The sequence below is a fragment of the Exiguobacterium flavidum genome (genome assembly GCF_003344535.1).
Taxonomy (GTDB): Bacteria; Bacillota; Bacilli; order Exiguobacteriales; family Exiguobacteriaceae; genus Exiguobacterium_A; species Exiguobacterium_A flavidum.
In genome coordinates this window covers 1-26,454 of the sequence record NZ_QPKS01000017.1, presented here as the reverse complement: position 1 = coordinate 26,454, position 26,454 = coordinate 1, and the positions used below count along the sequence as shown (strand labels likewise).

Here is a 26,454-nt window from a genome sequence, read left to right as displayed (position 1 = left end):
GAGGGTGACTCAAAAGTAGAACGATCACCTCTCTCTAATGAATGAAAGACAGCGCGTTTTCGAGGATTTTTCTCGAAAACGCGCTGTCTTTTTCCTTGCCTTGCCTCTTTTTCAATCGATTTACCTCATCGCTACGGTTGTATTAACTAGTTTCCGGAGGTTATGTGCGGTGGCTGCCAGTCCGAACTCCAGAGAGGCCCCTTCGAGGCCAAGGAGCCGAAATCGCCGGAAGCCCCAATTGGACTTGATCGAGCCGAACACGGGCTCGACCTCGATCTTGCGTCTTGCTGCGATGGCCCTCCCGGTCCCGGATTCCAACTTCTCCTTCATGGCGCGTTTGAGCCGAAGCCATCTCGAGGAACGGCGCACCGTCTTCCGGGGCTTCTCGAAGGAACGCTCGGAACGGCGATGGCGGATGCAGTCATCGAGGAACGGGCAGCCGACACACTCGTCGCACACGTACACCGCTTGCTCGATGACAAACCCGGAACCGGTCTGTTGGCGACGGGTTCCGGAGCGTCGGAGTAGTTTGCCGGCAGGGCAGGTCAGCGTGTCGGTCGTTTCGTCGTGTGGCCATTTCTCCGTCACGAACGCGTCCTTCGCGTAGCTCCGTTTCTGTTCCTTGGCATAGTTGTTGTACTTGACGAGGGCATCATATCTTAGCTCATTCAGCGCGAGAAAGTTCTCCTCGGACCCGTATCCGGCGTCCGCGATGATCCGTTTCGGCCGTCGGCCGAGCGGTGCGAAGAAACGTTCCATCCCCTCGAGGTGTGGGACGAGGCAACGGGCGTCCGTCGGACGCTGATGGACGCTGTAGAAGAGGACGACCTGGTTCTCGGTCGCCATCTGGACGTTGTACGCGGGCTTGAGCTGGCCGTTCCTCATATGATCATCCTTCATCCGCATGAACGTGGCGTCGGGGTCCGTCTTGCTGTAGCTGTTCCGGTCGTCTCCACAGGTCGCGAGCTGCGTGGCGTAGCGCGCTTGCCGCTCGATCCACCCGTCGACCTGCTTGGCGGCCTTCTTCAGTTCCCGGTCCTTCGGCGCCTCGGCGAGGCGCTCGCCGATCAGTGCGCGTCCGAGCCCGAGTTTCTCCTCGAGCGTCTCCGGCATCTCCACGCTCTCGTTGCCTTCCTCGAGGATCTGGCGCATCAAGCCGTCGAACTTCTCCTCCATCTTGCGCTGGTGAGATTGGACGCCTCGTTTCCAGGTGAACGTGTAGCGGTTCGCGCGGGACTCGATCTTCGTCCCGTCGACGAAGTAGTCCTCGAACTTCACCTCGCCACGATCGATCAGGAGGCCGAGGACGGCGCGGAACACCTCCCCGAGCAGCGCGGCCATCGGTCCCGTCCGGAACCGGTTGATCGTGTTCGCGTCCGGGCTCTCGAGCGCGGCGAGCCACATCATCGGGAGGTGCTCGTGGAGAAGGCGCTCCATCCGTCGCCCGGAATAGACGCCGACGGCGTAGCTGTAGACGACGACCTTCGTCATCATTTTCGGGTGATAGCGCGGTCGGCCCATCGTCTTGCAGTGGGCGAGGAAAAGGTCCGCGTCCATCCCCTCGATGACGGCGTCGACGAGCCGGGCCATATGCTCTTTTGGTACATACTCGTCGAGCGTGATTGCGCTCTGACGGCGGTTCGTATTATAGTGACGGTAGAGGGCGGCTCCGGTCTGCTCTCGCATGGTCCTCATTCCTTTCATGGTTGTTTCGCAGCTCCATTGTACAAGGGATGAGGGCTTTTTTCATGCGCGCCAAAGGTGCGCGGCAGAGTGTCTCGGAAGAGATGGCAGAGCATAGAAAAATCCGACCGTCCCGAGAAATAAATCGGGACGGTCGGATTTTTTTGTTCAGACAGGGCAGGCATAGTCGCCGCTCGACTCCGACGGGAAGATGAAGCGCGATCAGCGCTTCAGTCAGGGACAGGCGAGACCCGGCACGGCCGCAGGGAGTGCGGTCCGGCCGCGGCTTGCGTCCCGCCCGCGGAAAGCGAGTGCGACGGAACTGCCCGTCACAAGGATTGATTGTGGAGCGACTTATGAGTCACCCTCGTTTCGTCTGTATTCAATCGTCTTTTCGCGAGATTCACTTGAGGCCGAACTTTTTTCGGAGGAGCGGCGTCAGGATGATCAAGAAGACGAGGAGAGCACGCATGGCCCCGTCATCGATCACGCCGAACGCATAGCGCGCGAGAAAGACGAGCGTGAGCAGGACGACCGCCCCGATCAACAGAAGCGACTTCCCGCTCCTCACTCGCTCTTCTCCTCAGGAATCGGGAGCTGGACCATGCTACCGGATCCGCTGACGAGCGGTGACTTGCCGTCCCATTTCTTGACGGCCTCGTACTGGATCATCTCATCCGTCAGCGTCTTCTGGAGCTCCTTCTGCGCCTTCGCGAGACCTTGCGCCTCAATCAGGCGGGCGTCCGCCTCACCTTTCGCCTCGACGCGTTTGCGCTCGGCTTCCGCCTTTGCAATCGCGAGGTCGGTCTTCTTCTTGTCGAGCTCCTGCGACGCCTTGACGCGGGCATCAATCGCTTCCTGCGTCTTCGCGTCAGGTTTCGGCGCGCCGAGCGCGACGTCCTCGATGATGAAGCCGATCTTCTTGACGTCGTTCGCGAACTGGGTCTGGATGTTCGTCGAGACCGCGCCCGACTGCTCCCCGAACAGCTCGAGCACCGTCACCTTCGAGATCTGTTCGCGCGACGCGTCATACAGACGCTGTTTCAGGTAACCGTCCGCGATCTCGCTGATCTCGATTGGGCCGAACTTGTTGAACAGCTCCGTCACCTGATCGGGTGAGACGGAGAAGCTGTAGGTGAAGTCGACGACGATGTTCTTCCCGTCCTTCGTCGCGAGCGTCATGTTCTCGACCTGCTTCGTCTGTGTCCGGATCGGGTATTCCGTCACGCGCGTGATCGGCGAGACGACGTGCCACCCTTGTGAGAGCGTCTCGTCCTGGACGCCGCTCGACGGTTTATAGACGACGCCGACCTGTCCCGGTTCGATCTGCTCGACGATGAACGGCGTCACGGCGATTGCTGCGACGACGACGATCCCCGCGATGATCATCGACAAATTGATGCGTTTTTTCGGCTTGAATTCCTTTACTGCCACGTTATTTTCCCCCTCGGTCTATCTTGTCCTGAAGATAACGGTAGAGTTCGATTCCGAGCAGGACGACGAGTGCGAACAACAGCAACGTGAACAATCCCGGCATGCGAATCCCTCCTTGTTTTCCATTTCTTTCTACTTCTACGTAGCACCGACACGACAGGTTTCACTTTTCGTCCACTTGCGTATTCCTAAGTTTTCGCCTAAGATGTAAAGAACTTTGTCCATGAAACGAAATAAACTGTTTTGTGTTACACTCGTCTAAGCACACCATTTAAAGAAACGGGGTTTTCTCTCGATATGATCACAGTACAAAACGTCGGTCTCCGCTTTGGCGACCGCAAGCTATTCGAAGAAGTCAACATCAAGTTCACACCAGGCAACTGCTACGGCCTGATCGGCGCGAACGGTGCCGGTAAGTCGACGTTCCTGAAGATCCTCTCAGGCGACATCGAGCCGCAAGTCGGCGACGTCCACATCACACCTGGCCAGCGTCTCGGCGTACTCCGCCAGAACCATTACGAGTATGAAGAGTTCCAAGTCCTCGAGACGGTCATGATGGGCCACAAGCGCCTGTATGAAGTCATGAAGGAGAAGGACGCCATCTATATGAAGGAAAACTTCTCGGACGAGGACGGCATGCGCGCAGCTGAGCTCGAAGGCGAATTCGCCGAGATGAACGGTTGGGAAGCGGAGTCGGAAGCGGCTATGCTCCTGCAAGGACTCGGCATCACGGAAGACCTCCACTCGAAGCAGATGTCTGAGCTGACGGGCGGAGAGAAGGTCAAGGTCCTCCTCGCGCAAGCGCTCTTCGGCAAGCCGGACATCCTGCTCCTCGACGAGCCGACGAACGGTCTCGACCTGAAGGCCGTCAAATGGCTCGAGGACTTCCTGATCAACTTCGAGAACACGGTCATCGTCATCTCCCACGACCGTCACTTCCTCAACAACGTCTGTACGCATATGGCTGACCTCGACTACGGCAAGATTCAGCTCTACGTGGGGAACTACGACTTCTGGTACGAATCGAGCCAGCTCGCTTCGCGCATGATGTCGGACCAGAACAAGAAGAAGGAAGAGAAGATCAAGGAACTCCAGAACTTCATCGCCCGCTTCAGCTCGAACGCCTCGAAGGCGAAACAGGCGACGTCGCGGAAGAAACTTCTCGACAAGATCACGCTCGACGACATCCGTCCGTCTTCACGCCGCTATCCGTTCGTCGGCTTCACGCCGGAACGTGAGATCGGGAACGACCTCCTGATGGTCGAGGGTCTCTCGAAGACGATCGACGGCGTCAAAGTACTCGACAACGTCAGCTTCTCGCTCAACAAGACGGACAAGGTCGCCTTCATCGGGAAGAGCGACATCGCGATCACAGCCCTCTTCAAGATCTTGATGGGTGAGATGGAAGCGGACAGCGGGACGTTCAAATGGGGCGTCACGACGACACAGTCGTACTTCCCGAAAGACAACTCGCAATTCTTCGAAGGGTCGGACAAGACGATCCTCGACTGGCTCCGCCAATATTCGCCGCAAGACGAGAGCGACACGTTCCTCCGTGGCTTCCTCGGCCGGATGCTCTTCTCGGGCGAAGAAGTCATGAAGAAGGCGTCCGTCCTCTCCGGTGGCGAGAAGGTCCGCTGCATGCTCTCGAAGATGATGCTCAGCGGTGCGAACGTCCTCGTCCTCGACGACCCGACGAATCACCTCGACCTCGAGTCGATCACGGCGCTCAACAACGGGCTCATCGCCTACAAGAGCGCGATGCTCTTCAGCTCGCATGACCATCAGTTCGTCGAGACGATCGCGAACCGGATCATCGAGATCACGCCGAACGGCATCGTCGACAAGGAAACGACGTACGATGAGTTCCTGAACGACGAAAACATCCAGAAACAACTCGTCTCGCTCTACGCGAACTGAGTCCTGACCGCTTCCTCTTCCTGAGGAGGCGGTTTTTCAATTGTCTTTCATTCATGTTTTTTGAATATCTAGGTAATAGCTAGGGTAATGCCTAAGTGTGGTTACAGTAGGGGGCTGTCGGTTTTCTTTCTTGAGAAGGAGGAATTCAAATGAATCGAACGCTGAAGGCAAGCATCGCAGCGGCATTGCTCGCGTCAAGCATCACCCCGGCGGTAGGTGCACATCCGTCGCGGCCCGCGCCGACGATCAAGCATATCGAGTTCTTGTCGATGGACGCGCCGAACACGATTCCTGAGATGGTGAAGACGTACACCGAGGCGAAGGTGAAGATCACCTACTCGAACGGCAAGACCGAGATCAAGCCGCTCCAGTACAACCAGCTGTTCCTGTCGAAGGATAAGATCGTCAGCAACAAAGGCAAGCTGATCCCTGCCGGCACGCCGATCGACGCGAAGGGCGATCCGATCATCGACAAGAGCGTCCCAGGCAAGGAATCCCCGTTCATCTCGGACGCGCCGGACTCGAACAGCCTGCTCGAGGTGGGCGGCAAGAAGTACCTCGTCTCGCATTTCGAATATGACTCGGAGGACAATGCCGGCAATGACGTCACCGGACTCCCAGCCTCGATGACGCTGACGGAATTGAACCAGGATCCGCGGACAGGCAAGCTGACCGTCAAGCGGGCGAAGAAGATCGACTTCGCGAACGTCAACGGGCTCTGGATCCCTTGTAACGGGTCGACCTCGCCTTGGGGCACCCATCTCGGATCGGAAGAATATGAACCGGACGCGCGCGCCTTCGAGAGCGACAAGAACTCGTCCGCCTATAAGGACGTCACGAAGTTCGCCGAATACTACTTCGGCACGAAATCGAAAGCGAATCCGTACTATTACGGTTTCATCCCTGAAATCTCGGTCGACCGGAACGGGCAGGAGAAGGTCGTCAAGCACTACAGCACCGGCCGCTTCTCGCATGAGGTGATGGAGATCATGCCGGACAACAAGACGGCGTTGTTCGGGGACGACGGCGGCAACACGATGATGTTCATGTACGTCGCGGACAAGGCGAAGGACTTCTCGAAAGGGACGCTCTATGCGGCACGCTTCATCCAGACGAGCAGCCGAAACGGTGGCGCGGGCGACCTCAAGTGGATCAAGCTCGGACATGCCTCAGACCGTGAAGTCGAGCGCCTGATCAACAAAGGCATCAAGTTCAGCGACATCTTCGAGACGTCGAACGTGCCGAAGCGCGGCTTCAAGGCCGTAAAGACGGCAGCGAGCAAGAACGTCGAGTACCTGCGCCTGAAACGCGGCATGGACAAGGCGGCAGCCTTCCTCGAATCGCGCCGCTACGGCGCGATGCTAGGCGCGACGTCCGAATTCAACAAGATGGAAGGCGTCGCCGTCAACAAGAAGGACAAGACGGCCTATCTCGCCATCTCCTACTTGAGCGACGCGATGCAGCGGCAGCCGGGCAGCGTCCAGGATCATATCCAGCTGCCGAAACGCGAATCCGGTGCGACGTTCGCGCTCGACCTCGGCACTCCGCGTGACCGCCGGATCAACAGCCACTATGTCCCGCTCCACATGAAGGCGCTCGTGATCGGACAGGATTATTCGAAACCGGACGCCTACGGCAACACTGCCGATCCGAACAAGGTGGCGAACCCGGACAACCTGTCCTACTCGGAAGCGCTCAACACCCTCTTCATCGGTGAGGACAGCGCACTCCACACGAACAACTTCGTCTGGTCGTACAACGTCAAGACGAAACGTCTCGCCCGCATCCTGTCCGTACCGGTCGGAGCAGAGGCGACTGGACTGCGCGCCCTCGACAACGTCGACGGCTTCCGCTATGTCCTGAGCAACTACCAGCATCCGGGCGAAGGACTCGGCGACAAGAAGATCACCGCCGTCGATCCGAAGAAGCTCGAGCAGGCGATGAAGGACGGTATCGGTATCCTCGAGACCGGCGGAGTCGGTTATCTGTCCGGAATCCCGAAAGCCCCTTCAAAATCGTACTCGAACGACCGATAATGACAATAAGCAGCCCGAGCCACGCGATTACGCGGCCCGGGCTGCTTTTTTCATTTTGTCCGAAGCGCTTCCTGCTCGACCCGGTCGAGGAACTCGCGGACGATCTTGTCGTTCCGCTCCTCGCCGCCGAGCTTCAGCAGCCCCTTCGCGACGAGGTTCGTCCCCCGGTTCGTCCCCGAGTAGATGAAGACGCACCGGTCCTCGTCGAGCTTTCGCAGCGTGAACGACGCGCGGATGTCGAACATCCCGGCGATCGTGAAGCCGATCTCGTCGTGCTTGTAGTCCGGCCGGTCGACGTAGGCGAGCTCCGTGACGATGTACGTCTCCGTCCGGTTCCCATCCCGGTAGGTCTGGCGATAGGTCGAACCGACGACGCCAGGCTTCCTGTCGACCATCTCGTTCTTGACGACGTTCGGGATGACGCGCGGCAAGTTGTCGAAGTCGAACACGTGCCATGCCGTCTCGATCGGGACGGGCAACTCGCGCTCTGCGTGCCAGCTGATCATAGAACCCCTCCTCTTCTTCGCTTTCCTTCCCTATTCCCGTTTTTTCGTCACTTCTTCTTTTTCGCGAGCATCTGTTTGACGCGTGCCTTCTCGAGTTGTTCGCAGCATGCGGTGTAGAGCGAGCGGCGCCCGTCGAGCCGTTCGACGACGAACGGGATGTCGAGCTTCTTCGCCTGGGCGATGGCATGGTTCGCCGCCTCGTGCGAGACCCGGCTCTTGATGATGACGATCGCGTCCGTCTTCGGTGCGAGCGCCTTGACCTTCTTGCCGTGACCGCAGTCGCCGGAGACGTGCTGCAGCTCGATCTCCGTCTTGTCGAAGAAGTCGCGGTAGACGGCGCGTTGCTTGTCGTTGCCGACGATCATCAGGCGCATCCCTGCGAACGGCTCGAAGTCGAGCGGCGACTTGTCGATCTCATCGATATGGAGACCTGCGCTGACCGTCGTGTCGAGCGGTGCGACGAGCTGTTCCTTCGCCTTCTTCGCGCGGACCTTCTTCTCTTTCTTCTTCGGCTTCGCTTGCGGCTGCGCCCGCTTCATCAGCTTCTCATAGCGGGCCGCCTTCTTCTGCTGCGTCTCTTGCGCGGCCGGCTGTTCGATCACGACCTCCTCGATCGTCGCCGCGAACTCCTTCTTCTGATAGACGGCCGGGACCGGCTGATGGTGCTTCTGATGGCGCCAGATGATCTTGAGCGTATCCGGACGCCCCTGCCACATCGCGAGGTCGACGACCATGCCCGCCTGCAGGTTATAGAAGCGCATGTCCTCGACCGGTACCGTATAGTAGAACGGCTTTCCGTATTCGTCACAGATCGGTCCCATCAGCGTCTCCTCGATGATGCCGTGGTTCTTGACGAGGCAGCCTTCATAGACGATCCGGTCCGGGCGCGGCGCGACGTCCTCGTTCTGTCCGACGCGCGACACCTGGTGCGTCGTCCGGCCATATTGATCCTCCGCGACGACCTCCGTCTCGACCTCCATCCCGTGTTCGAGGTTCCAGTGGCGGACCTCCTTCTCCGGGACGAAGCTGTCCGGCCACTCGAGCAGATATCCGCCTTGCAGGTCGCGCTGGAACGTATGCGTCCTGCGCGTCATGTAATCGGGAAGTGCCTCTTCCTGTTCTTCCTGTTGCTCCGGCTGTTTCTTCTCGACCAATCTCGCTTCCGGCTTTTCTATTTCGGGAGGCGGCGTCTCACTCGGCAGGAGTGTCACCGCTTCGATCGTCCCCCGGGCGACTCCCTCCCGCTCCCTGCTGTAGTAGCGCGTCATCCGGATCCATTCGTCGATCCCTCTGATTTCGTCCATCAACAGCTCCCAGTCCGCGAACGTCTCGACGATCGCCGTCTTTCCTTCTACGAGTGTGATTGCCTGTCTGATTGCCTGATTCATCATGTGTATCTTCCCCTTTGCGTTTTTTTCTACTTTACCAACGCCATCCAGGGTAAGTGATACAAAAAAACAACCAGGTTCTTTTTATTATCAGGTTTGATTATTTTTCGTTTGCAGACGAAAAGTAAGGCGCATATTCCGGAATATGGTAGACTGAAAGACAAATCTCTATTGAAAGAAGGCTCCGCCATGTCCCGCATCGTCTACTCCTCCACGTTGAAGTGGATGCTCTTTTTGTTCGGTCTCTTCCTTGTCGCGCTCGGCTCCTCGATGATGATCACGGCGCAGCTCGGCGTCTCGACGTGGGACGTGCTCCACCTCGGCCTGAAGAACAAGACGCCGCTCTCGGTCGGCATGATCATCGTTCTGCTCGGGCTGCTGCTCGTCGCAGTCAAGTACTCGATCGACCGGATCACGCCGCAGATCGGCACGCTCGTCAACGCCATCTGCATCGGCCTGTTCATGAACCTGATCCTGTCGTCGCACATCCTTCCGTCGTTCCATTCGTTCTGGCTGAACACGGCCTGGCTCGTCCTCGGCATCTTCATCATCGGGATGGGGGCAGGACTGTATGTCGCCGTCGGTTACGGTGCCGGTCCGCGCGACGGCTTGACGCTCGCGCTCGCCGAGAAGTTCAACCTGTCGATCCGGATGATGCGGACGCTGATGGAGGCGACGGCGTTCACGCTCGGCTGGCTGCTCGGCGGTCCTGTCCTGTTCGGGACGCTGCTGTCGCTCTTCCTGATCGGTCCGTTCCTCCAGTTCTGGCTATTCCGCTTCCGCCGCGTGATCGCCGCGATCGACAGGACGACCGAGAACGAACGTGAGGCCGGCTGATGGAGAGAATCAAACAGTGGGCGCGTCAGCTGAAAAACCAGATTCTGCTCCTGTACTATGCGAGCCGGGACGAACGGACGCCGCGCCTCGCGAAGTGGCTCGCGCTCGCCGTCGTCCTCTATGCGATCAGCCCGATCGACCTGATCCCGGACTTCATCCCGGTCCTCGGTTATCTCGACGACGTCCTGCTGTTGCCGGCAGGGATTTGGCTCGTCCTCCGTCTTTTACCGGAAGAGGTGAAGGCGGACAGCCTGCGCCAAGCGGAAGCCCATCCCGTCCGCCTGACGAACCGGAGTGGCGCGATCGTCGTCGCGCTCATCTGGCTCGGACTCGCATATCTTCTGTTCCGTCTTTTGCGATGAACGCACAGAAGCACCATCCTTCTCTCCTGTGGCGAGAGCGGATGGTGCTTTTTTGATTCCTTTTTTGATTCCTTATCTGATCCGATTTCTCATGTTTCAGCGGTTCCAGTGACGGTGCGCCGCGACCGCCTCGACGAACTGTTCCTCGTCCGAGACGACGACGCCGGCCTTCCCTGAGACCCCTTGCGATTCGAGGACGGAAGCACCTGCAGTCGTCGCACCGACTGGCTTATAGTGCTTGAATGCCTGCTTGACGAACTCGCTGGCCTTTTCCTTGTAGACATCGCTTGCATCCGCGCTGTCGACGGCATAGACGGCATCGAACAGGACGGAGTCGGCCGTCAGGAAAGTGTGGTCGATCTCGTTCCCGCCGACCGGTACGAGCTTCTCACTGACGATCTCCGGCTGGAGTCCTTTGCCCTTCAATGTCTCGAGCAGGCTTGCCAGCCCTTCGCCCGATCCGTCCTGTGACACGAGGATGGCGACCTTGCGCGTGTCCGGCTTCTTGACCGTGTTCTCCATGCTGAGCGCAGGTGACGATTTCGTCACGTCGACTTCCTGCGCGCTTGGCGGATTCGCGCCGATCGCCTCGGCGAAAGTCGTCGCGAGCTCCGTGCTGACGTTGCCGAACATGTCGACGACCTGCTGCTGGACGGACTTGTCCTTGACCTTGCCGAGCTCGAAGCTGAACGCCTCCTTCAGGTGGTCCTTCTCCGGCTTGCTCATGCTGTTCCAGAACAGACGGGCTTGCGAGAAGTGGTCCTTGAAGCTTTCGCTCCGTGCCCGCACCTTGCGCCCTTCGACCTTTTCCTGGTAGTGGACGTATCCGCCCTCTTCCTCGGTCGCAGGCGTCGGCGTGTTGTTCGCGAGCGAGTTCTTATGGTAGCTGACGCGGCCGACGTTGATCGTCTGGCGACCGTACCCGTCGCGCTGGTTATTGTGGAACGGGCAGACCGGACGGTTGATCGGCAGCTCGTGGAAGTTCGGCCCGCCAAGACGGATCAATTGCGTGTCCGTATATGAGAACAGGCGGCCTTGCAGGAGCGGATCGTTCGTGAAGTCGATGCCCGGTACGACGTGTCCCGGATGGAACGCGACTTGTTCCGTCTCCGCGAAGACGTTGTCGACGTTCCGATTGAGCGTCAACTTGCCGATGATCTTGACCGGGATGTCCTCTTCCGGCCAGAGCTTCGTCGGGTCGAGCAGGTCGAAGTCGAACTTGAACTCGTCCTCTTCCGGCACGAGCTGGACGCCGAACTCATATTCCGGGAAGTCGCCGTTCTCGATCGCTTCGTACAGGTCACGCCGGTGGAAGTCCGGATCCTTCCCTGAGATCGTCTGTGCCTCGTCCCAGACGAGACCGTGCGTCCCGAGGACAGGCTTCCAGTGGAACTTGACGAAGTGTGACTTGCCCGCCTCGTTGACGAAGCGGAACGTGTGGACACCGAACCCTTCCATCATGCGGAAGCTGCGCGGGATGGCGCGGTCCGACATCGCCCACATGACCATGTGTGCCGCTTCCTGGTTGTTCGCGACGAAATCCCAAAACGTATCATGGGCGGACGCCGCCTGCGGCATCTCGTTATGTGGCTCCGGCTTCAGGGCGTGGACGAGATCCGGGAACTTGATCGCGTCCTGGATGAAGAAGACCGGAATGTTGTTGCCGACGAGGTCGTAGTTCCCCTCTTCTGTGTAGAACTTCGTCGCGAAGCCGCGCGCGTCACGCACCGTCTCGGCTGAACCGCGGGAACCGGCGACCGTCGAGAAGCGGACGAAGACCGGCGTCTTCTTCGACGTGTCCTGCAGGAACTTCGCCCGCGTGAATTCCTTCATCGACTCATACAGCTCGAACTCGCCATGCGCCGCGTAGCCGCGTGCGTGGACGATCCGCTCCGGGATCCGCTCGTGGTCGAAGTGTGTCATCTTCTCACGGAAGTAGAAGTCCTCGAGCAGGGTCGGCCCGCGCTCGCCCGCCTTCAGCGAGAATTCATCCTCCGACACCTTCAGCCCCTGGTTCGTCGTCATCTTCTGATTCGAATCATCGACCCGGAACTGCTCCAACTGCTCGTTCTTGCTATTCTCGTTCGTCCGTCCCTCACCCATCTTCATTCCCCCTCTAAGTAATCACCTCAAATGCACAACGGTTAGTTTTTACCCTAAGCGGATGGAAGAGAAACAGTTTTTGCCCGAGCAGAAACGTTGCCTTTTACAGCTGGACGCTATATATTTTCTTCATTAGCTAACTTTAAGTAAGGGGAGAAAACATATGACTACTCAGACACAAACAGATTTCATGGAAATCGTAAAAGGACGCCGCTCGATCCGTAACTACGACGCAAGCGTCAAAATCTCGAAGGAAGAGATGACACAAATTCTCGAAGAGGCGACACTCGCGCCGTCTTCGGTCAACATGCAACCATGGCGTTTCCTCGTCATCGACAGCGAAGAAGGCAAGGCGACACTCGCGCCGCTCGCGAAGTTCAACCAGAATCAGGTCGCGACGTCTTCTGCGGTCATCGCCGTGTTCGGTGACATGAACGCAGTCGACAGCATCCCGCACATCTATGATACAGCGGTCGAACGCGGCCTCATGCCGGCTGAAGTCCGTGACCGTCAAGTCCCTGCCATCACAGGTCTGTTCGCGGACGCTCCGAAAGAAGCGCTCAAGGACAGCATCCTGATCGACTCAGGTCTCGTCTCGATGCAGCTCATGCTCGTCGCGCGTGCGCACGGCTACGACACGAACCCGATCGGCGGCTACGAGAAGGACCAGATCGCGGAAGCATTCGGTCTCGACAAGGAACGCTACTTGCCGGTCATGCTCCTCTCGATCGGGAAAGCAGCGGAAGAAGGGTACCCATCCGTCCGTCTGCCGATCGAAGAAATCGCGACATGGAAATAAGCGCTTGAACGCAAAGGACCGGCTCCTCATCAGAGGGCCGGTCCTTCTTCATGCAATCCGTCACCGGACTCCATGCTCCTTTTGGCACGTCATTTCTTGTGCGCTTCATATACCTTCAGCTGCTTGCCTTTGACCTTCGTCGTCTTCATCGCCCGAAGGACATCCTTGCCCTTGCCGTTCAGGATCTCGACGTACGTCAGCATGTCCTCGATCGTGATGATCCCGATGTCAGACGCGCTGACCCCGTCGATCTTCGCGATCGTCCCGACGAAGTCGACGGCACGCAGCTTCTTCTTCTTGCCGCCGTTGAAGAACAGCTTCATGATGCCGGCGTTCAGCGTCGCCGTCTTCTCGCGCGCGTCGACGTCCGTCGCGAGCTTGTCCTCGAAGGCATCCGCCGTCCGCATCAAATCCTGCTCGGTCGGACGCGGCCGTTTCTCGATCTTTCGTCCGAGATAGTCTTCGATCTCCTTGAGACGGCGTGCGTCACGCGGTTCGACGAGGCTGATCGCAAGACCTTTCTCGCCAGCTCGTCCCGTCCGGCCGGAGCGGTGGACGTAGCTTTCCTTCTCGACGGGCAAGTCGTACTGGACGACATGCGTGATCCCGTCGACGTCGATGCCGCGCGCCGCGACGTCCGTCGCGACGAGGTAGCGGAACTTCCCGGCGCGGAACGCCTTCATCACGGCGAAACGTTCATCCTGCTCCATACCGCCGTGGATCTTCTCGACCGGATAGTCGAGTGCGGCGAGTCCTTGCGCGACGAAGTCGACGTTCTCCTTCGTCCGGCAGAAGACGATGCAACGGTCCGGATTCTCGGCGACCGTGACGTCTTTCAAGACGGCGAACTTCGTCTTCTCCGAAACTTCGATATAGGCATGCTCGATGTCCGCCTTCGCCGGCGACTCGATCTCGATCCGCTCAGGTCTGCTCAGATACTTCTGGCTCAGCCGTTCGATGTCGTCCGGCATCGTCGCCGAGAACAGCATCGTCTGCGACGGCGGCAGCTGGTCGAGGATGTCTTTGACCTGGTCGAGGAAGCCCATGCTGAGCATCTCGTCCGCCTCGTCGAGCACGACATGGCGCACCCGGTCGAGCGTCAGGGTCCCCCGCGCGATATGGTCGAGGACGCGGCCCGGTGTCCCGACGACGACGTGCGACTTCTGTTTGAGCTCGGCGACCTGTCCGCGGAACGGCTGCTTGCCGAAGACGGCCGTCGCCTTGATTCGCTTGTAGCGTCCGATGTTCATCACGTCTTCCTTCACCTGGAGCGCGAGTTCGCGCGTCGGTGTCAGGATGAGCGCTTGCGGCTTGTTCTCCTCCCACTCGAGCATCTCACAGAGCGGGATGCCGAACGCTGCCGTCTTCCCGCTTCCTGTGCGCGACTTGACGATGACATCGTCGCCTGCGAGCGCTACCGGGATGACTGCTTCCTGGACAGCCGTCGCCCCTTTATAACCGAGCTGCGCAAGCGCATCGGTGATCGTCTTGCTTAGCCCGAAGGCCGTGAAGTCTTGTTGATTCATGGTTGAATTCCTCATTTTTCTGATGGATTCCCGAATCCATTCCCCTTTGTTTTAGAGGAGAATCCGGGTGTTTTTCCTGTGGTATACTGTTGAAAATACTTTTTGATGGAGGAGAATCATGGTTCAAATCATCACGGACAGCTCAGCTGACCTGCCGAGACACTTGATCAATACATATGGGATCGAAGTCGTCCCCCTCTCCGTCCGGATCGACGGCGAGGACTACCGGGAAGGCATCGACCTCACTCCTGAGCAGTTCTTTGAAAGAATGGCGCTCGCGAACGAGTTGCCGCGCACGTCGCAGCCTTCGCCGGCCCAGTTCGAGGAGCTCTTCCGGCTGTATGACGCCCGCGAGAAGGAAATCCTCTGTCTGACGATCTCGTCCGGCCTCAGCGGCACCTATCAGTCTGCCCTCGTCGCGCGCGACCTGTGTGACGCGAACGTCACGGTCTTCGATACGCTCGGCGGATCACTCGCCCACGGCATGATGGTCCTCCGCGCGGCTGAACTCGCCCGTGACGGCTGGAGCGTCGCCGAGATCCTGCCTGAGATCGTCCGGATGCGCGAGGCGATGAACATCTTCATCCTGCTCGACACAGTCGAGAACATCGTCAAGGGCGGACGACTCAGCCGTTTCAAAGGTTCCGTCATCAAGACGCTCAACATCAAGGTCATCCTCGAAGGGCAGGACGGCAAGGTCGAGATGCTCGAGAAGGTGCGCGGGACGAAGCGCTTCTTCGAACGCGCACTCGAACTGATCGGTGAGCGCAAGCAGGACTTCTCGGACACGGTCATCGGCATCACGCATACAGGAAACTTCGACGACGTTGCATTCCTCGAGCGGGAGATCAACGCACGCTATGCACCAAAACAAATCCTCGTGAACTATATGGGAGCGACGATGGGGACATACGCCGGAAAAGGCGGAATCATCCTGTCGTTCGCCTAATGAAAAAAACGCGCGATGCACCTGCCTCGCGCGTTTTTCGTATTATTTCGTTTTGACTTTTTCCTTCTTGATCTGCTTGCTTCGAAGCTGGCCGCATGCCGCATCGATGTCCGTACCGTGCTCGAGACGGACGCCGCAGTTGAGGCCGTTCTTCTTCAGCGTGTCGTAGAACGTCGAGATGTCCTCAGACGTACTTCGCTGATATTGGCCGTGCTCGTCGACCGGGTTATACGGGATCAAGTTGACGTACGTCAGGTGACGCTTGTCCTCGAACAGTTTCGCCAGCTCGACCGCGTGCTGCTTCTGGTCGTTGACGCCGCGAAGGAGGATGTACTCGATCGTGATCTTCCGATTCGTCTTCTCGACGTAGTAGTCGATCGCAGGCATCAGCTTCTCGAGCGGGATCGCACGGTTGATCTTCATGATCTGCGTGCGGAGCTCGTTGTTCGGCGCGTGGAGCGAGATCGCGAGGTTGACTTGCGACTTGAGGTCGGCGAACTTGTAGATCTTGTCCGCGAGGCCACTCGTCGAGACCGTGATGTGACGCGCACCGATCGCAAGACCGTTGTGATCCTTGATGACGTCGAGGAAGTCGACGAGGTTGTCGAAGTTATCGAACGGCTCCCCGATTCCCATGACGACGACGTGGCTGACACGTTCTTCCTTGCCGACAGCGTCGAGGTGGTGCTGGACGTTCATGATCTGCTCGACGATCTCGCCGGCAGACAGGTCACGGCTCTTCTTGATCAGACCGCTCGCGCAGAAGCTGCAACCGATGTTACAGCCGACTTGCGTCGTGACGCAGACCGACAGGCCGTACTTGTGGCGCATGAGCACCGTCTCGATGAAGTTGCCGTCATACAGCTTGAAGAGGAACTTGATCGTTCCGTCCGCAGATTCCTGTTTGACGTACTCTGACATCGTCTCGATCGCGAAATGCTCGTCTAACAACGCAAGGCAATCCTTGTTGACATTCGTCATTTCAGCAAAAGTCGTGACGCGTTTACGGTAGAGCCAGTCCCAGACCTGTTTCGCACGGAACGGTTTGTGTCCGCGTTCCGTCAACCAAGCCTGCATCTGCTCGATCGTCAGACCGTAGATGGATGGTTTATTCATTATAATGCCCTCATTTCTTTTTCCTGAACTACAACATCTATTAATCTTAGTAAAAAACGCCGACTTGCGCAACGTTCTAATCCCAAATGTTCAGTTTGTGTATGATTTTTTCACTCTCATCCGTGCCGATGCGCACGAGGTCAGGTGCAAGAATGAAGTTTTCCTCCATATAAAGTTCATCCGAATTTCGCTGAATCGGCAATTTTTCGCCACATCCACTCCCATGAATACGTTTTCTTCAGGATTATACTAGAGTAGTGTTCAAATTTCGGACACATTCATTCGAGGGAGGACTTTAGCATGACAGATCACGCACTGGGCCGCTCTGCCGTCAAAAGGCAACAGAGCTGGTATCAGGCCATGTGGCGCTGGCATTTTTACGCCGGTATTCTATTCGCACCCGTCTTCATCATTCTTTCCGTCACAGGGGCCATCTATCTGTTCAAACCGCAAATCGAGGACATGCTCTATCACGACATGCGCTTCACGGAAGTAAAAGATTCACGGCTCTCGCTCGCCGAACAGGCAGCGAGCGTCAAGAAGAAGCTGCCGGAGTCAGCCATCCTGTCCGTCAGCCAACCCCACGAGGCGGACCGGACGACCGAGTTCAGCGTCCAATCCGGGGAAGAGGAGGGGTATGTCCACGTCGATCCGTACACAGGAGCAATCACCGGCAAACGGTTCACACAAAGTCCGTTCGACTGGATCAAGACGATGCACGGCGAATTGTACGCAGGCAAAGCAGGTAACCTGCTCGTCGAACTGGCGGCAAGCTGGGCAATCATCCTGATCGTTACAGGCGCCTATCTGTTCTGGCCGCGAGGAGCGACGCATGCACGCGACATCTGGTTCCCGTCCTTCCGACAGAAGGGACGCAATTCATGGAAGCAGCTCCACGGCTCGATCGCGGCCTGGTCGACGGTCGGCCTCATCCTAATCATCGGGTCAGGTCTTGCCTGGTCAGGCGTCGCCGGCGGCTGGATCAACACGGTCGCGACGAAGACGAACTCGAACTTCCCGCAGTATGCGTTCGGCGCAGATGAAAGCGTGCAGTCCACCGTGATGACGCGTGACATTGCGAAGGATGTCCCGTGGGCGACGCAACAGGATGTCGTCCCGGCGTCAGCTCCAGCGAAGGGGATTCCGCTGAAGGTGGACGAGGTCGCGAATCACGCCGCGACACTCGGACTCGAACCTCCTTACCGAATCACCCTTCCGCAAGGTGAGGAAGGCGTCTATACGCTGTCTTCACTCCACCAGGAACCTCTCAAGGAGGCGACGATCATCCTTGATCAGTATTCCGGGACGGTCTTGTCCCACGTCACTTTCGCCGATTATGGTCTGCTTGCGAAACTGATTTCGCTCGGCATCGGCTTCCATGAAGGACGGCTGTTCGGGCTGTTGAACCAGCTCGTCGGACTCGCGCTCTGCCTTGGCCTGATCTTCATCACGGTCAGCTCGTTCGTCCTCTGGTGGAAACGTCGAGACGGAAGCAGGAAACTTCGCGCACCGAAGAGCCCGACTGACGAAACGGTCAAGCGGACGGTCGGTCTGATCATCCTTGCGATCAGCCTGACGATGCCGCTCGCCGCCCTCTCCGTCTTCGCCGTCCTCCTGCTCGATTTCTTCGTCTTCCGCCGCATCGAACGAAAAAGGGAGGTGGCAGCATGAAGCGACAGTTGACCGGAATGCTGCTTGCCATCCTCCCGCTCGCCGGATGCCAGTTCGAGACGGCAGAGCAAAAGCCGGCGCTCAAGGTCGCACTCTATGCGCCGGAAGAGCTTTCAGCGAACACGAGAACGACCATCTTCGTCACGGTCAAGAACGGGGAAGCAATCGATCAGGTCCACGTCCAGGTGACACCTGTCGGCTCGAAAGCGGCCGAGACGTTCGAGACGAGGCGGCGCGGCGACCATTACGTCGCGAGCATCCCGTTTTCAAGCGGCCTCTACCTCGTCAACGGAATGGTCCACGTCGGACAAGATACATACGAGCCGAAGACGCTCGTCAAGGTCGGACGCGTCAGCACAAAACAGCTCGAACAGGCGAAGGAGTTGCTCGAGTCGGATCAGGGGCCAGCCCTGCCGTCACGTCATCATCATTAAGAAAGAAGAGAGGGACGCACGATTTCAGGAATCAACTGAAATCGTGCGTCCCTCGTGTTTCTCCCCTCAAATCGACAAGTCGCGCCGGTGGAACGAGACGAACGTCGCCGAGAAGAAGAGGATGCTGATCGTAAACAGAAGACCGATCGACAGCCATGGCTCATCATTCTTGACGACTGCGTTCGCGTCGAACAGCGTGAAGACGGACAGATACTTGACCCACTCGAACGACTCGCTGAGTCCGGACAGGATCGATGCGACGATCGAGAAGATCAGGACGCCGGCAGACAGCGCGAACGCCCGGCGCTCGTCATCGAACAGCGTCGCGACGAACAGCGTGAAGGCAGACAGCGCGGCGAGCAGCGCGAACGCGTTCAACTGGAGCCGCCAGAGCAACACCGTATCGATCGCGACGTCCGGAATGAGCCAGTCCGACATCTGGAGCGTCACCCCGTTCAACACGACGAAGATGAAGGCAGCGAGCAGCATCGTCGAAAGTGCCGCGAACGTGTAGCGGTGACGGGTGATCGGGGCCGCGAGGTAGAGGATCAGTTCCCCACCGTCGATCGGCCGCGCGAACAGGCGCGCAGCGAGCGAGATGACGAAGAACGTCGCGATGAACTCGAAGATGACGCCGTAGTAGTTGCTCGCGAGGAGCGCGAGCACGCTGTCGAGCAGCATCGTCGAATCGAACTTGAACACCTTCAGCATCTCGGGCGGCAGCGCCTCGAGCTTCGCCTCGAGCACGCCGGTCTGCGTCATCGTCGGGAAGAGTGCCGCGAGCATCAGCAAATAGAGGCTCGTCCCGATCGAATAGGCGAGGATCGGCTTCAGGTTTTGCTTGAACAGTGACCAAACGAGCAGCATCATGGCGATTCCTCCTCCATGTAGTAATGCATGAACACCTGCTCCAAATCGTCCGAGGACGAGTGGATCGCCCGAACGTCACACTCGGCGAGGACCTGGATGACCGCGTTTAGCGTCAGCTTCTCGCTCGTTATGAACTCGACCTGCCTGCCGTGCCGCGTCATCCCGAACTGCTGGGCGATCCGTTCCGCCTGCGCGTCCTGGCCGAGCTCGATCCGGTATTGCTTGCGGCTCGATCGGATCAATTCGTCGATGTCCGTCTCGACGACGATCCGTCCCTCCTTGATCAAGGCGGCCCGGTCACACGTCTTCTCCATCTCCGGGAAGTGATGCGAGCTCATCAGAATGGCCTTCCCTCTCGCCTTCTCCTCGAGCGCGAGCTCCATGAAGCGCTCCTGCATGAGCGGATCGATCCCGCTCGTCGGCTCATCGAGCAGATAGACCGGCGCGTCCTTCATGAAACACCCGACGAGGGCAAGCTTCTGCTTCGTCCCTTTCGACATCTTCCGGACACGCGTGTCCGTATCGAACGGGAAGCGCCTGAGCAACTCGTCGCGCCGTTTGCCCGACGCCCCGTGCAGCTTCATCATCAAGTCGAGCACTTGATCGCCGGTCAGGTGGGCGGGCAGGCTGATCTCACCCGGCAGATAGCCGACGAGCCGCTTCACATCCGACGACTGCTTCCAGCAGTCATAGCCGCCGATCGACGCGCGCCCGGTGTCAGGCGAGATCAACCCCATCAGATGACGGATCGCCGTCGACTTGCCAGCTCCGTTCGGTCCGATGAATCCGAAAATCGATCCGGGCAGGACGTCGAAACTCACATCGAAGAGCCCCCGTCCCGGTCCGTAGTCCTTCGTCAAACGTTCCAAGTGGATCATGTCCGTCGCCTCATTTCTCAAGCAGAATGCGAGCTCATTCCTCTCCTTTAGTAATACCCGTTTCCGTCCGCTTTCCCTGCCTCGAGACGATAAATGACGAAGCGTTCATCCTTGTTTTTCTCATAGAGACCGCGCAGCCGGATCTCCTCGACTTGCCTGAACGGCGTCCGGCGCTCGAGATGTTCCCGGTAATCGTCCTCCGGGTAGTAGAGGACGATATCGACAGGGCGCTCTGCTTTTTCGACGGAGCGGAGGATGTTCCCGACGACCTTCATGAAAATCTGGACCGAGAACGGATTGAAGAAGTAGAACACGTTCGCCTCCGGTGAAATCTCGTACTGTTCCGCGTAGCAGCAAACGAACTCGACCGCCCCCCGTCGCCGCTTCGCCTTCTTCGAATAGGCCGCCAGATTTTCGAGCGCATCCTGATAGAATTGCCCGTTCATCTCGATCCCGACAGCGCTCGCCCCGAACCGGTCATGAACATAGAAGTTGAGCCGTCCTTTGCCGCAACCGAAATCGATCACCATATCTTCCGCCGTGATCACATATTCCTCGAACAGCTGGTCGAGCGCGTCATATGGCGTCGGCTCATACCGATTGTAGTGGCTGAACGCGTTGTAGAGCTGCTGGATTTCCGCCGTACGGATGCGCAGCGCCGCATCCCGTTCCTGTTCCGTCATCCTGATTCCTCCGTCATGTTTTCGTTTTCTGTCATCCTCATATTATAATGGAAATGCACATAACGAAAACGAAAAGGGGATGTTACACAATGATCGTCGTCACGAACCGGATCAAGGTCAAAAAGGGAATGGGTGCTGCGATGGCGCCTCGCTTCACGGCACCAGGACCGCTCGATACGATGGAAGGTTTCGTCAAGGTCGAGGTGTTGCTGACACAAAACCTCGAGGACCACGACGAGGTGAACGTCAACATGTACTGGGAAGACATGAAGGGCTTCCAGACATGGCGTGAGAGTGATGCGTTCAAGGCGGCGCACAAGCGTCCGGCTGAGACGAACAGCGAATCACCGGTCCTCGGAAGCGAACTGTTCACATATGAGGTCGCGGCCGTCAAGGAACGGGCATGACCAACGCTGAAGGCGCTTCTTTCGCGCCTTCTTTTTTTTAAGGGGGAAGACACATGGAGCTGAGAAGATACGAGGACATGATCAGGTTTCTTCCGAGCGGTCCGCTTTCGAAGGAAGAACTGTGCACGGGGCGCTTCCAGGTAGGACAGGAAGGCGCGCTCGACGTCTACTATGCACCGCACAACGACTACCTCAACGAACAGGCACGGGTCGTCATCGTCGGCATCACCCCGGGCTGGCAACAGATGCGAATCGCCTTCGAAACGGCGCGCGACGCCTTGAGTCAGGGGGAAAGTGTCGAGGCGGCGGCAAGACAGGCGAAGTTCGCCGCGAGCTTCGCCGGGGTGATGAGGACGAACATGACGGCGATGCTCGACGCCTGCGGATTGCCGGAAGCGCTCGGAATCCCGTCGTCCGCCTCCCTGTTCGATGAAAACCGGAATCTTTTGCACACGACGTCCATCCTGCGCCACCCGGTCTTTCACTCGGGGAAGAACTATACCGGGCATCAGCCGCCGATTGATCGTTCTGCGCTCCTGTGCCGTTATGCCTACACGGACTTCCCGGATGAGCTCACGCAAATCAGCGAACAGGCCATCGTCGTCCCGCTCGGCAAGACGGTCTCAAGCGTGCTGCAGACACTCGAAGAGCGTGACCTGCTGCCGAACCACACCTATCTGCATGGTTTTCCTCATCCGTCCGGAGCGAACGGGCATCGTCACAAGCAATTCGAAGTCGCGCGAAGCCGGATGACGGAGCAGATCGCACGTCACGCCTGGTGAGCTCACGAGCGCGGGCTGAGTGTTTCGGACGTCTCGCGTAAGCCGGTGAACTCCCCTTCGCAGATACGCCGGATGATGCTTTCTGCAGCACCGCCTCCGTGCGTATCGACCTCGACGTCGTACGATTCCTGACGATGGACATAAGCCAGCTGAGCACGAGCCTGCCCGATCGTCCTGTCGCCTCGCATCCGTTCACGCTTCTCGAGTTCCTCGACCGGACAATGGACGCCGACGAAGCAGACGGGATGATCGAGGAGCACGTCGAGGCAGTCACGTGTCGTCTCCCCGTCATGCAGGACGTGATCGACGATCAGATTGATTCCTTGGTCTGAAAACATGGCGACCGTCCGGTGGAAGAACGTCTCGGTCGGAACCGGGATCAGATGATCCGTCCCGCGCGTCTCCATCTTCTCGATCAGTCGATCGAAATCGTCGACGCTGAGATGAAAGTAGCCGTCGAGCGCGGCAACGAGTTCCTTCGCGAGCGTCGACTTACCGGAGCTCGACACCCCGTTCAGCAAAATGATGGTTCCTTTTTTCATATGAATCCCTCCTGTACACACTGTATCAAACCAGTCATCCTCTTCCCCTGTTCTTTCGAAGGACTATTGATGTAGACCCCTCTTTTGTGGTAAGTTTTTGATAATTCAAAAAATGAACGATGAGGTAGAGGAGCAGCTTCAATCAGTACCCGGCCCGAGGATGACAACAGGGAAGGACGGGGAAAGGTCAAGCTGCCGAAGCGGGAACGAGGCGTCACCTTCGTCCTGCTGGCCGTGCGGGAAAGACCCGTCCGGCTGTCATACACAGTATGGAGTACTCCAATTCGGCTCAGAGGACGTATGCGAGTGTGTCGGTTCTGCTGCCGGTGCCCTCGCTTTTTTTCATGCGAAGGGTCTCATCTCTTATTCTGCTAAGGGAGGCAATCATCACATGGTCAACTATTCAGATTCTTTCATCTCGCTCGTCCCTGCCGTCCTCGCGATCGTGCTCGCGGTGCTGACGCGCCGCGTCGTCATCTCGCTCGGCGTCGGCATCCTGATCGGTGCCCTGCTGCTCCATCGCTTCAATCCGCTCGAGACGCTCCGCTATCTCGGCGGAAACATCCTCGGACTCTTCTGGGCGGACGGGGCCGTCAACGAATGGAACGTCCTGCTGCTCCTGTTCCTGCTGTTGCTAGGTGTCCTCTCGACGATCATCCAGACGTCAGGCGGCGCCCACGCATTCGGCGAATGGGCCGCATCGCACGTCAAGACGGCACGTGGAGCGCGTCTCGTCGCGTTCGGTCTCGGTATCCTGATCTTCATCGATGACTACTTCAACAGCCTTGCCGTCGGGAACGTCAGCCGTCCGCTGACGGACCGCCGCGGTGTCTCGCGTGCTAAGCTCGCCTACATCATCGACTCGACGGCAGCGCCCGTCTGTGTCATCAGTCCGCTCTCGAGCTGGGGGGCGTTCATCATCTCGATCATCGCCGGCATCCTGACGACCCATGCCGTCACGGACTATTCTGCCTTCACGGCATTCGTGATGATCATCCCGCTCAACTTCTACGCCGTCTTCGCCCTCTTGCTGACTGCTTACGTCGCCTATACGGGACTCGCCGTCGGACCGATGCGGACGCATGAGCTCCGTGCGATCCAAGGCGAGCTCTACGACACGAACAAAGGACAGCCGCTCGGCATGTCTGAAGAAGTGAAGGAGCATGAGAACGGCAGGGTCCGCGACCTTGTCGTCCCGATCGTAGTCCTCGTCATCGCGACCGTCTCCGCCCTCTTGATCACAGGCGGACAGGCACTCGCAGCGGACGGCAAGAAGTTCACGCTGATCGGCGCGTTCGAGTCGACCGATGTCACGCGTTCGCTCGTCGCAGGCGTCGTCATCAGTCTGATCGCCGCGTTCATCATGCTGATCGGTCGCAAGATCCCGGGGCGTGACTATGCGCACGCGACATGGGCCGGTATCCGCTCGATGTGGCCGGCCGTGTTGATCCTGCTCTTCGCTTGGCTCATCATCGCCGTCATCGGCGACATGAAGACTGGCGACTACCTCGCAGGTTTCGTCTCGAAGTCGATTCCCGGCACTTACCTGCCGCTCCTGCTCTTCCTGATCGCCTGCGTCATGGCGTTCTCAACCGGGACGAGCTGGGGGACGTTCGGCATCATGTTGCCGATCGGTGCTGATCTCGTCATGGCCGTCGAACCGTCACTGTTGCTTCCGACGCTCGGCGCCGTTCTTGCCGGTTCCGTATTCGGCGATCACTGCTCGCCGATCTCCGATACGACGATCCTCAGCTCGACAGGGGCTGCGTCGCATCATATCGATCACGTCACGACACAACTGCCTTACGCGCTGACCGGCGCCGCTGCCGCGACGATCGGTTATCTCGTCCTCGCACTGACCGGTTCGTCAGTCATCGGATTCTTCGGAGCACTCGCCGGGTTCGTTCTCTGCGTGTTCATCCTGCATGCATTCGCCAGACGCGGCGAGCAGCCGGCCGAACTTCGCTGACTTGCTCGCTTCAGGCTCTTCGCATTCCTGCGAAGAGCTTTTTCATTTTCTTCCCATTCCTTCCTGATGCGACGTATAATAGGAAAGTCGTGTCACTTTTTTCAATCAAGGAGCCAAATCATGAACGAACCTACATTCAAAAGACCTGAAATCAAACATTTTTATACACAGATGATGATCGCCTTCAAACGCCTTTGTGAAGGGGAAGAGCTTGAGGAGATGGAGCGGCTGATCCGTCGCATCCTCCATATGCTCGAGGAGAACGACGAGCAACTCGAAGAGTTGACGGACCTCTCGCCCGCTGAATATGCCGACTTCCTGTTGACGCAGCACGTCATCGTCGCCGAGCATGACGCGGCCTTCGATGCTTATGAGGCGTTGATCGAGGACAGCCCGCTCTCGAAGAAGGAGAAGGACGAGACGATCGATGAGTTCGGGAGTGCGCTCGGTTTCTTCACGAACTTCGAGATCCCGCTCAGCGCGGTCGAACAGCGATCGATCCGTGAGCTCGCGGAAGACAAGCTTGCGGCCCTTGCCCGCGCGAAGAAGGCGTGGCTCCATTTCGGCTGGTTGATCGGACTCGTCGCCGCGCTCGACCTCGCCCATCTCGTCCTGCTCGTCGAGTCGCTGTTCTCGCTCGACCTCTTCACCAAGTTCACCGTTCGCGAACCGATCGACTATTTGAGCCACGTCTCCTTTTTCCTGTTCGGCGGGCTCGTCCTCGGGAGCCTCTCCTACGGCATCCAGCGCATCCGGCGCGAATGGATCAAGTTCTTGGCGCTGCTTCCGCTCGTCGTCCTCGCCATCGCCGGCGGCGAATGGCTGACTGCGAAGCTCGATACGCTCGGGATCACCTACGTCGTCTACATCGCACCGTGGCATTTCCTCGTCGCACTCGCTTTGACGAGCGCCGCCTTGTTCTGGCTCGTCAAAGTGCTCGTCTGGGACAAGCAGCTCCTGCCGATCGGCAGTGAGGACGCCGAGTTTTTCTATTGAATCACGACAAAGAAGACATTCCGGAGTGTGAACTGCCCCATAAAAGTTGGACATGAAAATCCAACTTTTATGGGGTGTTTTTTATGGCCAAACATACGAAGGCGTTCAAAATACAGATCGCCGAGCGCTATCTGATGGGACGAGACGGGTACGAGGCGTTAGGAAAAGAGTTCGGGTTGGCCCATGGACAGGTCCGTAATTGGGCGCGTCTCTATGAGCGTTGGGGGGAGGCGATCTTCGATCGTTCCTATACAGCCCACTCGCCGGCGTTTAAACTGGAGGTACTAAACGACATGGCGACCAACGGGCTGTCCTGCATCGATGCGGCCCTGAAATACCGTCTTTCCTCCCCGGGCATGATCTCCAGATGGCGATCTGCTTACGAACGGGAAGGGATCGAGGGGCTGGCCGCCAGACCGAAAGGACGTGCCCCGATGGCGAGACGCAAGAAGAAGGACCCTGAAGAGATGACGGAGGTCGAGAAGCTCAAGGAACGGGTGGAGTACCTCGAGATGGAGAACGCCGCGTTAAAAAAATTGAGAGCCTTGGTTCAAGAAGAGAAT

At 58.2% G+C, this 26,454-nt stretch carries 25 protein-coding genes and 1 riboswitch; of the genes, 13 read left to right on the top strand and 12 right to left on the bottom strand.

Going from position 1 to position 26,454, the window contains the following annotated elements:
- Window positions 1-120: 120 nt before the first annotated feature.
- The 3 genes from DFG60_RS13335 to DFG60_RS13330 all read right to left on the bottom strand — a co-directional run bounded on the left by DFG60_RS13335 (window position 121) and on the right by DFG60_RS13330 (window position 3,117).
- Complete coding sequence (locus DFG60_RS13335) at window positions 121-1,686, bottom strand: IS1182 family transposase (RefSeq protein ID WP_157964450.1); 1,566 nt, start codon at window positions 1,684-1,686, stop codon at window positions 121-123.
- 400 nt (window positions 1,687-2,086) lie between these two features.
- Window positions 2,087-2,254, bottom strand: a complete 168-nt coding sequence (locus tag DFG60_RS13675; protein WP_157964550.1) for a hypothetical protein — start codon at window positions 2,252-2,254, stop codon at window positions 2,087-2,089.
- Window positions 2,251-3,117 (bottom strand): prohibitin family protein, encoded by an 867-nt coding sequence (locus DFG60_RS13330; protein WP_232818717.1) that lies wholly within the window; start codon window positions 3,115-3,117, stop codon window positions 2,251-2,253. Before DFG60_RS13330 ends, DFG60_RS13675 begins: the two co-directional genes overlap by 4 nt.
- 297 nt (window positions 3,118-3,414) lie before the next feature.
- Between DFG60_RS13330 and DFG60_RS13325 the strand changes: the two genes are divergently transcribed.
- Both DFG60_RS13325 and DFG60_RS13320 read left to right on the top strand, forming a co-directional pair.
- Window positions 3,415-5,037, top strand: a complete 1,623-nt coding sequence (locus tag DFG60_RS13325) for an ABC-F family ATP-binding cassette domain-containing protein (protein WP_114572266.1) — start codon at window positions 3,415-3,417, stop codon at window positions 5,035-5,037.
- A 149-nt stretch (window positions 5,038-5,186) separates the two neighbouring features.
- Window positions 5,187-7,073, top strand: coding sequence for a PhoX family protein (locus DFG60_RS13320; protein WP_114572265.1), 1,887 nt, complete (start codon window positions 5,187-5,189; stop codon window positions 7,071-7,073).
- 50 nt (window positions 7,074-7,123) lie between these two features.
- Here the strand turns inward: DFG60_RS13320 and DFG60_RS13315 are convergent, their stop codons facing one another.
- Both DFG60_RS13315 and DFG60_RS13310 read right to left on the bottom strand, forming a co-directional pair.
- Complete coding sequence (locus tag DFG60_RS13315; protein ID WP_114572264.1) at window positions 7,124-7,579, bottom strand: SRPBCC family protein; 456 nt, start codon at window positions 7,577-7,579, stop codon at window positions 7,124-7,126.
- A 47-nt stretch (window positions 7,580-7,626) separates the two neighbouring features.
- A complete protein-coding gene (locus DFG60_RS13310; RefSeq protein ID WP_114572263.1) occupies window positions 7,627-8,970 on the bottom strand; it encodes a DUF2325 domain-containing protein in 1,344 nt (447 codons plus the stop codon).
- A gap of 186 nt (window positions 8,971-9,156) precedes the next feature.
- Here DFG60_RS13310 and DFG60_RS13305 point away from each other — a divergent pair, with 186 nt between their 5' ends.
- Window positions 9,157-9,804 (top strand): YczE/YyaS/YitT family protein, encoded by a 648-nt coding sequence (locus DFG60_RS13305; protein WP_114572262.1) that lies wholly within the window; start codon window positions 9,157-9,159, stop codon window positions 9,802-9,804.
- Window positions 9,804-10,166 carry a YkvA family protein gene (locus DFG60_RS13300; RefSeq protein WP_114572261.1) on the top strand — a complete coding sequence of 121 codons (363 nt, stop codon included), beginning with the start codon at window positions 9,804-9,806 and terminating at the stop codon, window positions 10,164-10,166. The genes DFG60_RS13305 and DFG60_RS13300 overlap by 1 nt, the downstream gene beginning before the upstream one ends.
- Before the next feature lie 96 nt (window positions 10,167-10,262).
- Here DFG60_RS13300 and DFG60_RS13295 read toward each other — a convergent pair whose 3' ends face one another.
- Entirely contained in the window at window positions 10,263-12,269 is a 2,007-nt protein-coding gene (locus tag DFG60_RS13295) for a catalase (RefSeq protein WP_114572260.1), read from the bottom strand.
- Between the two features lie 163 nt (window positions 12,270-12,432).
- On the opposite strand from DFG60_RS13295, the gene DFG60_RS13290 reads away from it, so the two are divergent.
- On the top strand, window positions 12,433-13,068 hold the full coding sequence (locus DFG60_RS13290; RefSeq protein ID WP_114572259.1) for a nitroreductase family protein: 636 nt from the start codon (window positions 12,433-12,435) through the stop codon (window positions 13,066-13,068).
- An 89-nt stretch (window positions 13,069-13,157) separates the two neighbouring features.
- On the opposite strand, the gene DFG60_RS13285 is transcribed toward DFG60_RS13290, so the two are convergent.
- Window positions 13,158-14,594, bottom strand: a complete 1,437-nt coding sequence (locus DFG60_RS13285) for a DEAD/DEAH box helicase (RefSeq protein WP_114572258.1) — start codon at window positions 14,592-14,594, stop codon at window positions 13,158-13,160.
- A 118-nt stretch (window positions 14,595-14,712) separates the two neighbouring features.
- On the opposite strand from DFG60_RS13285, the gene DFG60_RS13280 reads away from it, so the two are divergent.
- The gene (locus DFG60_RS13280) at window positions 14,713-15,543 is read left to right on the top strand and encodes a DegV family protein (RefSeq protein ID WP_114572257.1); all 831 of its coding nucleotides are present in this window, start codon (window positions 14,713-14,715) and stop codon (window positions 15,541-15,543) included.
- A 42-nt stretch (window positions 15,544-15,585) separates the two neighbouring features.
- Here the strand turns inward: DFG60_RS13280 and rlmN are convergent, their stop codons facing one another.
- Window positions 15,586-16,659: a 23S rRNA (adenine(2503)-C(2))-methyltransferase RlmN gene (rlmN, locus tag DFG60_RS13275; RefSeq protein WP_114572256.1), complete on the bottom strand. Its 1,074-nt coding sequence runs from the start codon at window positions 16,657-16,659 to the stop codon at window positions 15,586-15,588.
- Window positions 16,660-16,959: 300 nt separating this feature from the next.
- Between rlmN and DFG60_RS13270 the strand changes: the two genes are divergently transcribed.
- Window positions 16,960-18,330, top strand: coding sequence for a PepSY-associated TM helix domain-containing protein (locus DFG60_RS13270; protein ID WP_114572255.1), 1,371 nt, complete (start codon window positions 16,960-16,962; stop codon window positions 18,328-18,330).
- The gene (locus tag DFG60_RS13265) at window positions 18,327-18,764 is read left to right on the top strand and encodes a hypothetical protein (protein WP_114572254.1); all 438 of its coding nucleotides are present in this window, start codon (window positions 18,327-18,329) and stop codon (window positions 18,762-18,764) included. Before DFG60_RS13270 ends, DFG60_RS13265 begins: the two co-directional genes overlap by 4 nt.
- Before the next feature lie 66 nt (window positions 18,765-18,830).
- On the opposite strand, the gene DFG60_RS13260 is transcribed toward DFG60_RS13265, so the two are convergent.
- Genes DFG60_RS13260 through DFG60_RS13250 form a run of 3 tightly spaced genes read right to left on the bottom strand, consistent with a single transcriptional unit; the run spans window position 18,831 to window position 21,195 of the window.
- On the bottom strand, window positions 18,831-19,634 hold the full coding sequence (locus DFG60_RS13260; protein WP_114572253.1) for an ABC transporter permease subunit: 804 nt from the start codon (window positions 19,632-19,634) through the stop codon (window positions 18,831-18,833).
- Complete coding sequence (locus tag DFG60_RS13255) at window positions 19,631-20,512, bottom strand: ABC transporter ATP-binding protein (RefSeq protein ID WP_114572252.1); 882 nt, start codon at window positions 20,510-20,512, stop codon at window positions 19,631-19,633. Before DFG60_RS13255 ends, DFG60_RS13260 begins: the two co-directional genes overlap by 4 nt.
- A 47-nt stretch (window positions 20,513-20,559) precedes the next feature.
- Entirely contained in the window at window positions 20,560-21,195 is a 636-nt protein-coding gene (locus DFG60_RS13250) for a class I SAM-dependent methyltransferase (RefSeq protein ID WP_114572251.1), read from the bottom strand.
- Window positions 21,196-21,284: 89 nt separating this feature from the next.
- On the opposite strand from DFG60_RS13250, the gene DFG60_RS13245 reads away from it, so the two are divergent.
- On the top strand, window positions 21,285-21,602 hold the full coding sequence (locus tag DFG60_RS13245; protein WP_114572250.1) for a heme oxygenase: 318 nt from the start codon (window positions 21,285-21,287) through the stop codon (window positions 21,600-21,602).
- A 53-nt stretch (window positions 21,603-21,655) separates the two neighbouring features.
- Window positions 21,656-22,384: a hypothetical protein gene (locus tag DFG60_RS13240; RefSeq protein ID WP_114572249.1), complete on the top strand. Its 729-nt coding sequence runs from the start codon at window positions 21,656-21,658 to the stop codon at window positions 22,382-22,384.
- A 2-nt stretch (window positions 22,385-22,386) separates the two neighbouring features.
- On the opposite strand, the gene DFG60_RS13235 is transcribed toward DFG60_RS13240, so the two are convergent.
- A complete protein-coding gene (locus tag DFG60_RS13235) occupies window positions 22,387-22,926 on the bottom strand; it encodes a chloramphenicol phosphotransferase CPT family protein (protein ID WP_114572248.1) in 540 nt (179 codons plus the stop codon).
- Between the two features lie 117 nt (window positions 22,927-23,043).
- A riboswitch (Lysine riboswitch) is annotated at window positions 23,044-23,214 on the top strand.
- Between the two features lie 103 nt (window positions 23,215-23,317).
- On the opposite strand from DFG60_RS13235, the gene DFG60_RS13230 reads away from it, so the two are divergent.
- The 3 genes from DFG60_RS13230 to DFG60_RS13220 form a co-directional block, all read left to right on the top strand.
- Complete coding sequence (locus DFG60_RS13230) at window positions 23,318-24,895, top strand: Na+/H+ antiporter NhaC family protein (protein WP_114572247.1); 1,578 nt, start codon at window positions 23,318-23,320, stop codon at window positions 24,893-24,895.
- A gap of 120 nt (window positions 24,896-25,015) precedes the next feature.
- On the top strand, window positions 25,016-25,891 hold the full coding sequence (locus DFG60_RS13225; RefSeq protein WP_114572246.1) for a hypothetical protein: 876 nt from the start codon (window positions 25,016-25,018) through the stop codon (window positions 25,889-25,891).
- 83 nt (window positions 25,892-25,974) lie between these two features.
- Window positions 25,975-26,454: helix-turn-helix domain-containing protein (locus DFG60_RS13220; protein ID WP_114571979.1), on the top strand; the 480-nt coding region annotated here is incomplete at its 3' end.

Bases quoted from the DNA above. Each gene is read 5' to 3' on its own strand.
- DFG60_RS13335 (WP_157964450.1), bottom strand. From the start codon at position 1,686: ATGCGAGAGCAGACCGGAGCCGCCCTCTACCGTCACTATAATACGAAC.
- DFG60_RS13325 (WP_114572266.1), top strand. From the start codon at position 3,415: ATGATCACAGTACAAAACGTCGGTCTCCGCTTTGGCGACCGCAAGCTA.
- DFG60_RS13320 (WP_114572265.1), top strand. From the start codon at position 5,187: ATGAATCGAACGCTGAAGGCAAGCATCGCAGCGGCATTGCTCGCGTCA.
- DFG60_RS13315 (WP_114572264.1), bottom strand. From the start codon at position 7,579: ATGATCAGCTGGCACGCAGAGCGCGAGTTGCCCGTCCCGATCGAGACG.
- DFG60_RS13310 (WP_114572263.1), bottom strand. From the start codon at position 8,970: ATGATGAATCAGGCAATCAGACAGGCAATCACACTCGTAGAAGGAAAG.
- DFG60_RS13305 (WP_114572262.1), top strand. From the start codon at position 9,157: ATGTCCCGCATCGTCTACTCCTCCACGTTGAAGTGGATGCTCTTTTTG.
- DFG60_RS13300 (WP_114572261.1), top strand. From the start codon at position 9,804: ATGGAGAGAATCAAACAGTGGGCGCGTCAGCTGAAAAACCAGATTCTG.
- DFG60_RS13295 (WP_114572260.1), bottom strand. From the start codon at position 12,269: ATGGGTGAGGGACGGACGAACGAGAATAGCAAGAACGAGCAGTTGGAG.
- DFG60_RS13290 (WP_114572259.1), top strand. From the start codon at position 12,433: ATGACTACTCAGACACAAACAGATTTCATGGAAATCGTAAAAGGACGC.
- DFG60_RS13285 (WP_114572258.1), bottom strand. From the start codon at position 14,594: ATGAATCAACAAGACTTCACGGCCTTCGGGCTAAGCAAGACGATCACC.
- DFG60_RS13280 (WP_114572257.1), top strand. From the start codon at position 14,713: ATGGTTCAAATCATCACGGACAGCTCAGCTGACCTGCCGAGACACTTG.
- rlmN (WP_114572256.1), bottom strand. From the start codon at position 16,659: ATGAATAAACCATCCATCTACGGTCTGACGATCGAGCAGATGCAGGCT.
- DFG60_RS13270 (WP_114572255.1), top strand. From the start codon at position 16,960: ATGACAGATCACGCACTGGGCCGCTCTGCCGTCAAAAGGCAACAGAGC.
- DFG60_RS13265 (WP_114572254.1), top strand. From the start codon at position 18,327: ATGAAGCGACAGTTGACCGGAATGCTGCTTGCCATCCTCCCGCTCGCC.
- DFG60_RS13260 (WP_114572253.1), bottom strand. From the start codon at position 19,634: ATGATGCTGCTCGTTTGGTCACTGTTCAAGCAAAACCTGAAGCCGATC.
- DFG60_RS13255 (WP_114572252.1), bottom strand. From the start codon at position 20,512: ATGATCCACTTGGAACGTTTGACGAAGGACTACGGACCGGGACGGGGG.
- DFG60_RS13250 (WP_114572251.1), bottom strand. From the start codon at position 21,195: ATGACGGAACAGGAACGGGATGCGGCGCTGCGCATCCGTACGGCGGAA.
- DFG60_RS13245 (WP_114572250.1), top strand. From the start codon at position 21,285: ATGATCGTCGTCACGAACCGGATCAAGGTCAAAAAGGGAATGGGTGCT.
- DFG60_RS13240 (WP_114572249.1), top strand. From the start codon at position 21,656: ATGGAGCTGAGAAGATACGAGGACATGATCAGGTTTCTTCCGAGCGGT.
- DFG60_RS13235 (WP_114572248.1), bottom strand. From the start codon at position 22,926: ATGAAAAAAGGAACCATCATTTTGCTGAACGGGGTGTCGAGCTCCGGT.
- DFG60_RS13230 (WP_114572247.1), top strand. From the start codon at position 23,318: ATGGTCAACTATTCAGATTCTTTCATCTCGCTCGTCCCTGCCGTCCTC.
- DFG60_RS13225 (WP_114572246.1), top strand. From the start codon at position 25,016: ATGAACGAACCTACATTCAAAAGACCTGAAATCAAACATTTTTATACA.